Here is a 13,500-nt window from a genome sequence, read left to right as displayed (position 1 = left end):
CAGGTTCTTGACCGCAGGGCGGGGGAGTCGGGCGCATGCTGGGCACTGGGTATCGGGTGCTGGAATGCGTCCGGGCTCCGGGGAGTGTCCCCGGAGCCCGGACGCGAGTGTGCCGTGGCGGATTGGTTCAGTCTTCCAGCAGGAGCTCGGCTAGCTGCTTGCGCTGCTGGATCGACAGCGTGCCCCGTAGCTTGGCTGCCAGCGAAACCAGGTCGGTCCAATCCACGGTCTGCTTCTTGTTTCCGATGCCGCCGTTAACGGCGTTAACACTTCGGTTGGCCTCTCCCGCTGCGGCCTCCTTGGCGGCGCGTGTCTGCGCGCGGGGAGCGGGGATCTTACGGACCTCCTTGGCCTCTTCGGCGGCTCCCTCCTGCTGTTCGATCGGGAGCTTGCCGATGCGGCGGGCATCTTCAACCTTCAGCTCGCCGGAGGCAAGCTGTTCCTGGAGCTCAGGTTTGAGGTCGAGGAGGGCCAGGCGCTGGCTGACCCAGACATTGGACTTGCCGATGCGGCGCGCGACCTGTCGCTGTGAACCGTGGACTTCGACAAGTTCTGCGAGGGTGCGGGCTTCCTCCAGCGGGGTGAGGTCGGCGCGGTGCAGGTTGGCGACCAGGGCCGATTCCAGGAGGTCGGCGGCGGAGGAGGCGAGGGCGTCGTTGACGTCCACGCGCATCTCGTCCAGTCCGGCCAGGCGGGCGGCGCCCAGTCGACGGTTGCCGTCCAAAACGACGTAGGAGGCGTTGCCGAGCTCGTCTTCGTGTCCGGGATGTGCCTGGAGGAAGGCCTTGCGGGTGATGACGGTGAGCGGCTGGATCTGTCCCTTCTCCAGGAGGCTGTCAGCGGTCTCCTGGAGCTCGCCGAGGTCGGCGCGTGGGTTGAAGGGGTTGTGGGCGAGGTCGGTGAGGGGAACGATTCGCGGCGGGTCGGCGGGAGTTACTGCAGGGGCCGTCGCCTCATCGGCGCCGGTCGCGGTGTCGATGAGGCGACGGCGGGCGCTGCGTGCCCCGGCGGCCGCGGCGAACGAGGACGATGCTCCGAGCTGGTCTGCCTTTCCCACTACGCGATCTCCTTGACGAGGTTGCGGATGGCTTGGGACTGCTCGCAGTCGGGCGCGTACTCCAGCAGTGGCTTGTGCAGGCGGACGGCCTCGCGCTGTTCCTTGCGGTCGGGAATGACGGCGACGACCGGCGGCTCGCCGAGGGAGCGCCAGTTCTCCAAGGAGGAGGTGGCGATGAAGCCGCGGCGTGAGTCGTAGAGGTTGACGACGATCCCGAGCTGGTCGATCTGGATGTTCATGTCGTCTTGCAGGTCGTTGATCTGTCCCATGAGCATGCCGAAGGCGTCGGCGGAGCTGTCTTCGGCTTGGACGGGGATCAGTACGCCTGCTTGGCCTGGGCGTTCGCCGTCGCGGCGGCGGCCGTAGTGGAGTCCGGCGTCCATCGACAGGCCGAGGCTGGGTGGGCAGTCGATGATGATGACGTCGTAGTCGTTCTCGACGGGGGCCAGGGCGCGTTCCATGGCCGACTCGCGGGCGCGCACCTTGGACAGTTCGACGTCGAGCAGGAAGGCGTCGGCGCAGGAGGGCAGGATGTGCAGCCGGTCGCCGGTGAGGTCTCCCTGCAGGGGGATGATGAGGTCGTGGATGTCGCCGCGTGCGGTGCCGGCCATGTGTCGGGCCAGGCTGTCGTCGCCGGCGACGATGTGCTGGACCCCGAGCTGGGTGCTGAGGTGGCCTTGGGGGTCGTAGTCGACGAGCAGGACGCGTTCGCCGGCTTCGGCGTAGGCGGCGGCCAGGCCGGCGGAGATGGCGGTCTTGCCGACGCCGCCTTTCTGGTTGCAGATGATGCGGCGGCGCGGGGTCGTCGGTGCGCTTCCCCTCGGGGAGGGGTGTGCGGTCAGCCACTGGTCGACGGACTGGGCGAGTCCCTGCACGTAGGAGACCGATCGCTGGGCGCAGGTGGCTTTGAAGTCGTCGTACAGTCCGGCGGGAAGCCAGGTGCTGAATGATCCCGCGCCTGTGGTCTCGATCTGTTCTCTTGTGGAGGTGTTGTGCATCCAGGCGTTCACCCCGGCGGTGACGGCGTCCTGGATGTCGATGCCGAGTTCGGCGGCGCGGACCTTGAGGTCTTGGTGGAGGCGTGGCGGCAGTTTGGAGACGATCTTTTCTCTCTCGTCACCGGTGTGGTCGATAGGCATGCGCGTTACCTTACTAGCGAGGCAGATGAATCTTGAGAGAAACGCCGATACCTAACCAGTCATCGCTCGACTCGAGTGTTAACGGCGTTAACGGCCGTCGCTGAGTCCAGTGCTTGTGCCGTGAGTCCCAGGGTGCCCCAGGGGGCCGGGTGTGGCGATCCGCCACGCCATGGTCGGCGACTCTCATCACCCACCGATCCAGCAGAGCTCGTAGTTCGAGCGGACAGGTTCATCGCCGCTGTCACCTTCATCGTCCCCATCGGGACCAGTAGGCGACGGGCGCGGAGTCGCCGGAGGCTCGGCCAAGCGCTCCCTGTCGAGGAGCATGCCAGGCGTGTGACACGCGAGCTGGCGGCCATCGCAAACGACGCCACTGCTTCACGAACCTATGGAGTCCGGTCACTACGCCCCCTGCCCCTCAGTCGGCAGCTCGATGGGGGAGCCGAGTGACCGCGGGAGGTTGTTGCCCGGTGTGGGTAGGCAGAGTCGGGCACAGTCTGTGACGCCACGGGCAAGAGACAGCAAACGCCTTGGACGCAGAAAGACCACAGAAGCGGCGTGGAGCGCCGCCGCGCGCCATGGCGATGCGCGACATGGTGTGCGCCCCGGGACCTCCCGGTTCCATCTCGATGCATCTCGTACCGGGAAGCCAGGCGGTCGCCGCTGGCAGGGGAGTGGTGTTGGGGGGTGCCTCTATGTTCTTCGTCAAGGGTGTGGGCAGCTTCGGTCCGGGGTTCGATCTTGTTCGTGGGGCATGAGACGGTCGGGTCGTGCCGGAGATGGTGAGTGGGTTGGAGGCGGCCTTGACTGAGGCGCTGTCTCCTTCGTGGGAGCAACGTGCTCGGGCCGGGCGCGACCTTGCTTCCTTCGCTGATGTTCCTCAGGCTGCGCAAGCGCTGGTGGGGTTGCTGCTGGATGTCGAGGACACGGCCGTGATTCGACAGACGGCAGAGGCTCTGACCCGGGTGGGGACGGTGGCCGCTATAAGGCTCATCGCTCTGGCGGTTACCGAGGCTGACGACAACCAAGCCGACTGGCTGCAAATTGGGGTACTTGACGCGCTCGTGGGCCCGGATGGTGTGCGGGACGTCGCGGCAGCCTGCGGGAAGCTCGTCCGCGACCCGGAAGAAGCTGTCCGTCGGGGTGCCGCAGATATCTCGGCCTGGACAGGCGACACAGGGTGTTGATCTGGATCGACTGCCTGTGGGCATGGCTCATGCAGCCGTCGCTTAGGGACGACGAAGTTCGCAGAAGGCGCCGTCGCCGAGCATGGCCAACAGCACGCTGATGCGGTGGCGGGCCAGGCGGAGCAGGGCTTGGGCGTGGGTTTTGCCGCGAGTTCGGCATTTGTCGTAGTAGGTGCGGAAGGCGGGGCCGTGCAGGGCGGCGAAGGCTGAGAGGAGCATGGCCCGTTTGCGTTGCCGGTTTCCGCTTCTGGGTGCGTGTTCGCCGTGGATCCAGGTCCCTGAGGACTTGGTGGTGGGGGCGAGGCCGATGTAGGAGGCCAGGTGTGCGGCGGTGGGGAAGTTGATGCCGTCGCCGACGTTGACCAGCAGGACTGCCGCGGTCCTGACCGCGCCCCCGGGCATCGAGATCAGGACCGGGGAAACAGGGTGAGCCTCCAGCCGGGTGGCGATCTGGCTTTCCAGTGAGCGTCGCTGCTGGTGAACGGCCGTCAGGGAGCGGGCGAGTGAGGGGATCGCCAGGTCGAGGGTGCTGGTGCCAGGGACGATCACGGTCTGCTCGTCGACGGCGGCGAAGACCTCGTCGATCAGCCGCTCGGCCATCCGCGGAACCTTGGGACAGATCAGATCAGCAAGCCTTCGCCGTCCGGCTTTGCGTAGTGCTGCCGGACAGCCGTGGCGCTCCAGTAGCCAGGTGACGGCTGGATGGTCCAGCCGGGGGTCCAGCACCCGTTCAAGGCTGGGATGGAACTGGGTGAGCAGGCCACGGATCCGATTGGAGGTGCGGTTGGCCTCAGCGGCCAGGTCCTGGTCGAAGCCGACTAGCACGGTCAGCTCGGCGGTGATCTCGGTGGTGATCTCGGTGGTGATCTCGTCGGTGAGTTCCAGCGACCACAGAACGTGTGGCATGGTTCGGGCGGTGTCAGCGATCACCGCAGCGTCCTTGGCATCGGTCTTGGCCTCGCCCGGGTAGAGGTCGGCGATACGCCGCATGGCCAGGACGGGCAGGTAGGCGACTCGGCAGCCCGCCTCGCGTGCCACCGCCAGTGGCAGGGCGCCGATGGATGCGGGCTAGTCCACCACGACCAGCACGGTGCCGAACTTAGCGGTCAACTTGTCGAACACGGCCCGCAGCTTCGGCTCGCTGTTGGGCAGCGGCGTGTCGAAGACCTTCTTGCCGGCCATGGCCAGCCCGTGGCCGTGATGAGTGTTCTTCCCGACGTCCATGCCGAGGAAGACGCCCACGTCTTGGGTGTTGAACAACCCGACACTCTCCAGCTGCTCGCACAGGACCGGCCACAGGTGTCGTACACGCGCATCCACGTTATGCAGACCTGCCGCCCGCAAAAGACCGGGCATTGCGCCCGGCCAGGCAGTGGTCGGGCATCTCATCAGCGTCTCCGACGGCACCACCGGCCCTGATTTGGCGACCGCGTTCTGGCTCCACCCTTCGCACCGAATCTGGACCCATGGCCCGTCAGGCATTCCAGCCGACTATGGACCCGCCCCGCTGGCCGACAGCGTTGGATCAGTGTGATGATCAGTGGAAGCGAAGGGTGGTGGTTCATGGTCGAGGGCTGGTCGTTCGCCTCCGCTCGGCAACCGGCCAGGTTCGGGTGCGCTGAACAACGGGACGCCCCTGAGATCGAACATGCGGTGACCTACACCGGGGACGTCTTCTTCTGCGGCTTGCCCAGACCCGTCACGTTGTGCGGACTTGCTGGGGAGGAGTTCGTAGCCGTCATATGCAACTTCGAGCCGGACTCGGAGCATGCCTGCCCGCGGTGCCGGGTCGAGGTGTTGGCTGCGCCTACCGTCCCCTGTGGACAGGAACGCCTGCACGACCGAGTGCTGCAAGCCGCCCCGAGCGCCCTGCGTACCCAGCTGCTCCAAGCGCTGCGCGCCGGTGCCGAACTGGGCATCTGGATCAACGGCCCGGCGGAAAGGGTGGCCATCTACGCCCACGTCGACCGCATCGCTGAGGGCCGAGACGCACTGGTGTCCCTGCTGACGGGGCGGGACCGGGTCGGCGTCGCGCGGGTCCTTCAGCCCACCGGCGAGTTCGTCGTCGTGCTTCCCCAGAGCACCAGGCCCGTCATCGCCTGGGCTCCCGCCGACGTTTCCGCCAGTTGAGGATGATCAAGGGCCAGCATCACCTGGGCTGGTGGGGCCAGAGCTCACACGAACATGAATCCTCTTTCAATGCGATGGGGCCGAGATCGGCTGAGGGCGGGGCCACTTCACGTTCGTACAGCCACCGGCCCAGTGACACCACCCCCAGGTCATCGATTCGACAGAGGGGAACAGTCATGCCGGGCCCGAAGGCCAGCGGCCCTCTTGCAGGACCACGAAGAACATAACGAGGGCGGCCTGTCGTCACGGCCGGTGATACCTCAGCTCATGCCGCCATCGCCAGTAGTTCGGTAGACGATGGTGAACACCGGCTCTCCAGGACGATGCGTGCGCGGGGAGTACCAGCCCACACTCAGTCGTCTTCGACGGGCGAGTAGATGCCACAGCGATCGGCCCGGCCGACCAGTCGCTGCACCAAGGGATGCCTGGACAACCAGCGTCCCTTGAATCTGAAGTGGCCGCACCAAGCCTGCTTGTGCCTTCGTTCAAGGAGCAGCTCGATCCGGTCGAACAGCGAGACTATACCTCTGTCGACGATGGGAAGTCCCGCGGCGCTGCGCAGCATCCCTACTGCGGCGCAGACGGCATAGACGTTGAGAAAGTCCTGGGTCTGATGGGCGGCACTGGTGGCGGTGTGCACTCGATCCCGCCGGCCATCGCCACCCTCAACTGCCGGGTGGAGGTCAGGTTGTGCGGCCCAGCCACATTCAGCTGCATGAATCGATCACGCGCAGATGAACTCATGACACACAAATGCGGCACCAACGGCAGCCGATCGCAGGATCCAGCCCTGTGACCACAGCAGGCGCAGCTCACCCTGTGCCCCTCAGATCTGGCGGACAGCTCCCTGCTTCGCACTGCCCCACAGCGCTGGGGCAGTAGGGGTTCAGAACCTGCTGAGCTGGGTGGATGAGTTCTGTGCGGAGGCGGGGCGTTAGGTGCACTGCATGCTGAAGCACGCCTGGTGGAATCGGTGGGCGGCCAGGTCGTCGGGGTGCATCAGCCAGAAGAGCGTGCCCATGTCGCCCCACCGCATGCCGGCCTGGTCATCGCTGTCGAACTGCGCCAGCAGCCTCCACCGCCGAGCCTCCTGCTCCAGTGCCGGGTCCTGCCAGTCCGCCCGTCCGGACAGGTGGGTGTAGGCCGCTTGCATCTCGACCGCGTCCTGGACCGGGAGCGCATGGCCGCCCAGCCAGTGTCGGGGTGATGGCATGCAGCGGGCCAGTTCGTCGTGCAGCGCGTCCCCATTGGCGCTGTCGGCCATGAACTGCTGTTCCCATTCGGGCAGGTGGCCGGTGGCGGAACGCAGCTGGGGGTGGGTGAAGTCCGGTCCGGTGGCCATCAGCTGGGCGGCCAGCTCCACCCGCTCGTAGGGCTCCACGTCAAAGGGTGCCGGCCGCTCGACGGCCGCGGTGTCGGGCGGCACGTACAACACTCGTGCTCCGGCCTGGGTCGCGGGATCACCGGTGACCACTCCCGGTGGATACTCCGGGTCGAACAAGCCGTCCTCGGGGTCCAGGTAGAAGAACAGCAGCATGCCCGCGGCCGGGACCGCAAGGTCCAGCGCGGCTGTCGGCAGCTGCGCGCAATCCAGCGCGGCGACGAAGTTCAACGAGCCGCGGTCGGGCCAGACCGGCCACGGGACCTGTGGCGGCAGCGTTGGAAGGCCGCCCAGATGTCCTACCGGCTGGTGGCCTTTGGCCCGGCGTTTCAGCCGCACCGCGGGCCGCATCAGAGCGATCCACTGCTCGGCCACCGCCGAGGGCAGATGCCGGTGCGCGACCCGCCGCAGCTGCTCCTCCAGAAAGATCATGCCCGGCATGATGGTCTTCGCCTCGGACACTTTGCCGATCTGGCTCTGCCCTTGGCCGGGACTCGCAGCAGGGGCCAGCTCCGCAACTGTGTGAACTGGGCCGCGAACTCCTTGAGGCTGTGCTGCGCCCCAACGCGTCACAGCCTCAAGGGGTCTTTGAGCTGGATGGGCGGCTTGTTGCGAACGAGCTGCCGCTTCGAGCGCGTGATCGGATGGTCCGGTCAGGCGGGTCCCTGCCAGACGGTCAGATCGAACCGGAGGATGCCCCGGTCGTCGCGGTGCCCGTACTGGAACTGCCTGACCTTCAGCAGGCCCACCAGTCCCGACTCTGTGATGACGCAGACCGACCGGCCGACGGTGACCGCTTTGAAACTGAGGGTCTTGGACTGTCCTGTTCGATCTCGGCATACCTGGTACCCGCCGCGGGTGCTTCCCGGCAGAGGGCTGATCCGGTGGGCTTTGATCTCCCCGAGAAAGCCGAGGTCACCGTCAACCGCTCGCTTGTTGACCGGGTCATCGTCGAAGCGCAACTCCAGACTTCGAGACAAGACGATGTCCTTGTAGTGGCCGATCTGGGTTCCGGCGGGTTTGGACGGCTTCAGGCTTGTAGTCGCGGAGCTCGGCGTGGAGCTCGGTGTGGAGACAGCTTTCCCCGATCCCTCGCACGAGGCCAGGCCCGGCACCAGAGCCAACGAAGCGACCACAACGAACGGACGGACAGGCACGAGCTCTCCTCGAAGTCCACGCCCGGACGTCGAGACGAAGAACCAGACCGCGGGCGAATGCTCCCATAGGGGATCAACCTGATTCATTATGCAGACCCGTCGGGTCGCCTTCCTACCGTTCAGCAGGCCGAGGAGAGCTGGCCTGCAACTCCCATAGCTCCCTGGCAAGGACAAAGGGGGGGCCTAGTTCTGCGCCTACCTGCGGGTTGCGGGGCGGGAATGATGCGAACCGTGGCGCGGACGATGCGGTATCCAGTGGTCAGGTCCGCGAGGAGTCCCTGGTCGGGGGGCTTGGCAACTGCGGACGGAGCGCCGTGTGAGTTTGAGGGGTTCTTGACCCGGTGTTCTTCCTCGGCACGCTTGCCGCCTGTACTAGCAAGGTCCTGCCATCGTCATCGACCATCCCGATGGCGAGACGGTACGTGCCACCCTCATCCCAGGTGGGAGATGACGGTAGCTGGATGTGTTCATGACCAACTGCTAGCGATGTTGGGAATCCCTTGCGAGTGGAGTGGGCCGGTGGACTGACTGCCGTTGCTGTGGTTGCGGGGGAGGGGAGCGGCTTCACTGGTGATCATCTGTGAGGTCGCGTCTTGGCGGTGGTGCGGTGGTCACGGGTGCAGGTGGAAGGGAGCGGGGTGCAGGTCCTGGTGGTTCTGCGTGGGTGACCGGGGAACCCCGTGGTTCCCCGGACCCCTCCTGGGGCCGGAGCACTCGTTCGCGCAAGAGGCCTGTCACACCTGAACACCGTTGCGCGAACGAGTGCTCCGGGGTGGGTGCAGCAGTGACGAGATGCGCCGGTGGCGATGGCCTCCTGCAGGCAGGTGCACTCCTGCGGGAGATCAGTGGGTTTAGGTTCTCCCAGCTGGGTTGTGGTCATTGAGGATCCTTCTGAGTGCCTGATTGCTCCACGACACGCCAGGTGTGATGCTTGCTTGAAGGTGGGTGCATCGGGTATCACGCGCGCGCGTTTTTTCAACTAAGAGTCGTGCGGAGTTTCAGCAGGTCAGACTGTTATCCACACCCCAGTTTTGGGGTGTTGCACCCGGGTGCAACACCCCAAAACGAGAGTGATGCACCCCCTCGGATGCACCCCTGGAGCCGCAGGTAGCGAATCCGGTTCGGGGGCGTCGGGACGCTGCTGTCATACCGGGGTGCAGACGGTCGCAGACACTGGACCGTTTTCACCCCACCCCGGGGGTGAAAACGGTATGGTCACTGCGACCGTTTTCTTGTCCGGCGGTTTGCCGCCGATGCCGCAGGAGGAGGCCAAAAAGGGGTGTCCACCACTCGACGCAGTGACCTCGCCATCCCACCCGGCCACCACCTGACGGTCCGGCGCGGCAAGGACGGCACCGAGATCGTCGCTGTCCACAAGACCACCGGGTTCGAGTTCGCCCTGCTCGGCGACGCCAAGGGTTTTGTCCTGGACGCGGCTGCCCTGCATGAATGCCTGGGCTATCTGCGGTTGCGTCCGGCCTGGCACCAGGTCTGGAACGCCCTGGTGGCTTTGCAGTCGCGCCGTCAGACCGGCTACGTCAAGATCACCTACAGCGAGCTCGCCGAGCGTTACGGCATCGCCGAGGGCCACATCAGCACGGCGTTCACCTACTTCATGGAACTGGGATGGCTGCGCCGGGTCCGCAACGGCCTGTACCAGCTCAATCCGTGGCTGTCGTTTCGGGGCACCTCCTCTGACCAGGAGGTGGCTCAGCACGAGTGGGTCGATGCCCAGCAGGCCTGGATCGAGGCCACCGGCGGGTTTGTGTGCGTGCTCCCTGATCGACCCGATCACGCCCGCGAATGGCTGGCCGCCCGTGAACAGGGCACGCAACTGTCACTGGTCGAGCTCGACGACAGCGGTGTTCCCACCGTCTCCGGCACCGCGACCAGGCGCACTCCGCGACGTCGCGGCGGCCGCGGCGCGACCACCTCAGTTCCCTCCCCATCCCCGGCCCCCGAGATGGCCGTATCTGCTACGGATACGGCATTCCCCCACCAGACGCCCTCCACGGCGTCCGACATCCGGCGGCGACTGCGCGCCCAGCCCACGGTCAACGCCCGCGTCCTGCTGGCCGCCGATCTGCTGAGGGAACAAGGCGTCAGACCCACCAAGGGCACCGTCGGCAGGTTCCTGGAGGAGCATGGGTTCCGGGACAACCCCGACACCATCAAGTCCGCGCTGCGCCGGGCCAGGCTGCAAACCGGCCAGAACCGGGAAGCAATCTGAGATGGAGACGACAACACGCGCCCGCTCGGGTCACAATGGCGACGGCACCCCGACCTCTCGGAGGACTCGATGAGCGACTACGTACCGGAACCGCCCTCCAGCGAGCCGGTCGTCCTCAGCCGTGAGGTCCTTGATGTGCTGGCGATGGTGGACCTGAGCCCATCGGCCTACCGGGTGCTGCTGGAACTGCTGGCTCATCACGATCCCGAGACCGGTGTCGCCCGGGTGTCGCAAAACGACCTGGTGAGTCTGCTGGGGTCGCCCAAGCAGACTGTCAACAACGCTGTGCAGCAGCTTCGAGCGGTGGGAATCATCGTCAGGGCCGAGTATCGCGCCTATACCCTGCACCCGGTGCTCACTGGCGGCGCGACGCCCGAGCCACTGATGGACGTGCCGATGATCGCCTCCCTGAATCCGGAGAAGTTCTCTGAGGCTCGCCGGACACGCTATGCCCGGCAGTTGGCCAACCTGACCCGCCGCAGCGCCTGACCCACGGCGGCCGCGAAGGAGTCGGACGGCTGAGTCTCGATGGTCCGGTGGCGACGTTTGAAGGGTCGTATGGTGCCGGGGGCGTCGAGCATGACGGTGTGCAGGGGGAGTCGGGCTCTTGTCTGGATCCCCACTCTGGCGTCCTGAGCTTCTGACATTTTGTGACATTGTGCTTGAGGTTAGTCACGCATTGTGTTGATCATGGTCCGTTGGAGAGCGCGGCACAGCGAGACAACGGGTCATCATGTCTCACCACAGTGGCTTGGCGTAGATCAGCCAGAGCCTCCTCATAGTCCGCCCGTTCACGCTCCAGGCTTTCCTCATCGGCGACGATGACAGCCCGATCGGCTGCTATGACCATCCTCAGATCGACAGGCAGCACTTCGCAGCCAGATATCCCGTCCAGCACGGCGGCGGGTGGAACCTGGAGATCCACCGGCGGCACCAGGTCACTATCAGTGATGGGGCGTTGGCGTGAAGGTGGTCTGAGCCATGGCGGGGCTGGACGAGGCGCGGGCGGGTACAGATCGCGCAGTCCCAGGCGCCCTGATGGTCTCAATGCCACAGAGCCCCGGTGAGTGACGGGTTCTGGGTGGGGGAGTGGGGTGGTGAAGGATGAGAGCACCCCGAGGAAGGTGTGCCATTCGGTGCGGTCGGCTCGGTGGCCGGCGAGCTGCTGGTCGGCCTGTGTGCGGCCTCCGTTGCGAGTGGCCAGCTGCTCTAGGTCGGCGGGTCCGCGTCGCCAGCCGCCGCCAGGCCCTCGTTCGGCTAGCCCGTAGCAGCTGAGTTCCTTCAGGGCCTGGTAGGTGGTGGTACGTGTCAGCAGGGCGGCTGCTCCCAGTTCGGTGACGCTCATCTCGTCGGTGGTGAGTGCCTCGTAGGCGAAAGCCGCCCCGCGGCTCAGTGTCCTGAAGGCGGGGTGGATGGCGGTGATGCGCCCTGGGCGCCATGCGCGGCGGGATGCCTGGGCGGCGACCTGGTCGGGGATGACGAGTTGGTAGACATCGGCTCGTATGCCCTCGGCGTCTTTGACCAGGTCGATGAGGGCCAGTGGGCCTTGGCGTAGGTCGTGGAGTGCTCGGCTGACGGTGGTGTGGTCCAGGGCCGCCATGTAGGCCAGTTGGCGTGTGCCGAACTCGATTTCGAGGCGGCCCGTCATCTGTGCGGCTGCGCCTAGCGCCCGCAGGATCGCTCGATAGGTCAGGGCGCGTTCGCCCCATTCGAACTCCTGGAGTCGTTCCACGATCCGCATCGCATGCTGCCAGGTGCGGATGCGTTGGTAGGTCGTGAGGCCCCAGGGGGCTATGTCAGTCGTGAGGTTCCAAGGATTCCCTGACCTTACTTTGTCAAGGTGTGAGGCTGTGACTGTCCACCCAGATCCACCATCAACGACCGAAGCAAGCGACAGCGGGGGAGCCGCCCGCGTGAGGGGATACTCACTAGTGTTGCGCTGCTGGACAGGTTTCCCCACTTCTTGGTCGCTGGGTGGAGCCGGGGGAGTGGCGGTGTAGGTGACCGCCTTGATCCATTCGGCTTGCAGCAGGCGGGCATCGCGCCACCAGGTGGAGATCGCCTTCCACTCCTTGGCCAGGGCGGCGCGGATGTGTTCCAGGCGCCAGCCGCGGGCGGCGGCGCTGGACAGCAGGGCTTGGCGGGCTTCGGAGCTGCTGGTGTAGCGGGCGGGGTCCCATTGGCCGGTGCGGGCTAGGTGTTCCAGGTCTGGGCGTAGGGGGGTTCTGCCGCCTAGGCGTGGACGCCAGGGTGTGCCGGAGGTGTCGAGTTCGACTCCGGGGAGGGCGTCGGGGGCGTCGGGGTGGTGGGCTTCCAGGTCGGTGCTGAGGGGGCTGTGGTGGCGGGTGGCGATGGTGTCGAGTTCAGCGGTCATCTCGACTTGCAGGGCGGCCCACTCAGCGTTTCCGGGGCGGTTGTGGCAGATGCGTTCGGCCTCGGCTAGGTCGCAGGTGAGGGTCATGTAGCCGGTGAGGTGGCCGCCGGAGCTGCGGTGGGGGGAGCCGGGGCCGCGGATCTGGCCGTCGGTGTGTTCCATGGGTGCGGTGTCGATGACGGGGAAGCGTGCGGCGAGGGCTTTGGCCATGTGGCGTAGTTCGGCGAACTGGATGGGGGTGTCCCACAGGATGTAGATGTGGCGACCGCCGGAAGGGCTGACGTCGACCAGGGGAGTAATGCCGCAGTCGGCCAGCAGGGTGGCGATCTGTTGGGTGATGGTGGCGATGTGGCCGGGTCGGTCGGCGGCGTGGTCGGCGGGGACGCGGGCGATGTCGAGGTCCAGGACCAGTAGGCGGCTGGTGCCGGTGGTGCGGTCGCCGGTGGGGACGGTGGCCGGGCGGTTAGGCAGCGCCGACTGGATGGCGACTTCGTAGCGGTAGCCGGAGGAGGAGCAGCGCGGGAAGGACAGGCCGCCGTCGGGGGAGCGGCGCATCACCGGGCGCTGGGCGATGTGGGGCACGGTGATGTGTGCCCAGGCGAGCGCGGCGTCTTGGGCGTCTGGTGGGCGGCGGCGGGCGCGCTGGCCTGGTGTCTGGTGGCCCGGTCTCTGGTGGCCGGTGTGGTGGGGGAGCGCCGGCACTAGCGGGGTGCCGTCTGGTGCTGCGCGGCGGAGCCGTGGGCGGTCCTGCGGGCGTGGCTCGTTCACCGCTGCGCCCTTCCTGCCAGGCGCGCGTGGTGACGGCTCTGGGAACCTGGGCGGCTCAGCGGCGCCGGGGAAGCGGT

General features: G+C 66.5%; 10 protein-coding genes and 1 pseudogene. 4 read left to right on the top strand and 7 right to left on the bottom strand.

The features are described from left to right. Positions 1-127: 127 nt before the first annotated feature. On the bottom strand, positions 128-1,057 hold the full coding sequence (locus AKI01S_RS37600) for a ParB/RepB/Spo0J family partition protein (protein ID WP_067829175.1): 930 nt from the start codon (positions 1,055-1,057) through the stop codon (positions 128-130). After that, on the bottom strand, positions 1,057-2,196 hold the full coding sequence (locus AKI01S_RS37595) for a ParA family protein (RefSeq protein ID WP_067829172.1): 1,140 nt from the start codon (positions 2,194-2,196) through the stop codon (positions 1,057-1,059). The genes AKI01S_RS37600 and AKI01S_RS37595 overlap by 1 nt, the downstream gene beginning before the upstream one ends. A 779-nt stretch (positions 2,197-2,975) precedes the next feature. On the opposite strand from AKI01S_RS37595, the gene AKI01S_RS37590 reads away from it, so the two are divergent. Beyond that, entirely contained in the window at positions 2,976-3,383 is a 408-nt protein-coding gene (locus tag AKI01S_RS37590) for a HEAT repeat domain-containing protein (RefSeq protein WP_157420447.1), read from the top strand. A 42-nt stretch (positions 3,384-3,425) separates the two neighbouring features. On the opposite strand, the pseudogene AKI01S_RS37585 reads toward AKI01S_RS37590, so the two are convergent. Then, positions 3,426-4,607, bottom strand: a pseudogene (locus tag AKI01S_RS37585) (IS110 family RNA-guided transposase). 309 nt (positions 4,608-4,916) lie between these two features. Here AKI01S_RS37585 and AKI01S_RS37580 point away from each other — a divergent pair. After that, positions 4,917-5,513 (top strand): hypothetical protein, encoded by a 597-nt coding sequence (locus AKI01S_RS37580; RefSeq protein ID WP_067829169.1) that lies wholly within the window; start codon positions 4,917-4,919, stop codon positions 5,511-5,513. Positions 5,514-5,865: 352 nt separating this feature from the next. Here AKI01S_RS37580 and AKI01S_RS37575 read toward each other — a convergent pair whose 3' ends face one another. The 3 genes from AKI01S_RS37575 to AKI01S_RS51230 all read right to left on the bottom strand — a co-directional run bounded on the left by AKI01S_RS37575 (position 5,866) and on the right by AKI01S_RS51230 (position 8,051). Next, positions 5,866-6,153 (bottom strand): hypothetical protein, encoded by a 288-nt coding sequence (locus AKI01S_RS37575; protein WP_067829166.1) that lies wholly within the window; start codon positions 6,151-6,153, stop codon positions 5,866-5,868. A 294-nt stretch (positions 6,154-6,447) separates the two neighbouring features. Further along, a complete protein-coding gene (locus AKI01S_RS37570; RefSeq protein WP_218009973.1) occupies positions 6,448-7,356 on the bottom strand; it encodes a YwqG family protein in 909 nt (302 codons plus the stop codon). Positions 7,357-7,547: 191 nt separating this feature from the next. After that, the gene (locus AKI01S_RS51230) at positions 7,548-8,051 is read right to left on the bottom strand and encodes a hypothetical protein (protein ID WP_157420446.1); all 504 of its coding nucleotides are present in this window, start codon (positions 8,049-8,051) and stop codon (positions 7,548-7,550) included. Positions 8,052-9,330: 1,279 nt separating this feature from the next. On the opposite strand from AKI01S_RS51230, the gene AKI01S_RS37560 reads away from it, so the two are divergent. Continuing rightward, positions 9,331-10,281: a replication/maintenance protein RepL gene (locus AKI01S_RS37560; protein ID WP_067829160.1), complete on the top strand. Its 951-nt coding sequence runs from the start codon at positions 9,331-9,333 to the stop codon at positions 10,279-10,281. Between the two features lie 69 nt (positions 10,282-10,350). Further along, positions 10,351-10,770 (top strand): MarR family transcriptional regulator, encoded by a 420-nt coding sequence (locus AKI01S_RS37555; RefSeq protein ID WP_067829157.1) that lies wholly within the window; start codon positions 10,351-10,353, stop codon positions 10,768-10,770. A 199-nt stretch (positions 10,771-10,969) separates the two neighbouring features. Here AKI01S_RS37555 and AKI01S_RS37550 read toward each other — a convergent pair whose 3' ends face one another. After that, complete coding sequence (locus AKI01S_RS37550) at positions 10,970-13,237, bottom strand: bifunctional DNA primase/polymerase (RefSeq protein ID WP_067829154.1); 2,268 nt, start codon at positions 13,235-13,237, stop codon at positions 10,970-10,972. Positions 13,238-13,500 lie beyond the last annotated feature (263 nt).

This window comes from Actinomadura kijaniata NBRC 14229 (assembly GCF_001552175.1).
Taxonomy (GTDB): domain Bacteria; phylum Actinomycetota; class Actinomycetes; order Streptosporangiales; family Streptosporangiaceae; genus Spirillospora; species Spirillospora kijaniata.
The sequence above is the reverse complement of the archived record's forward strand: the minus strand, read 5'-3'. Positions and strand labels throughout refer to the sequence as shown.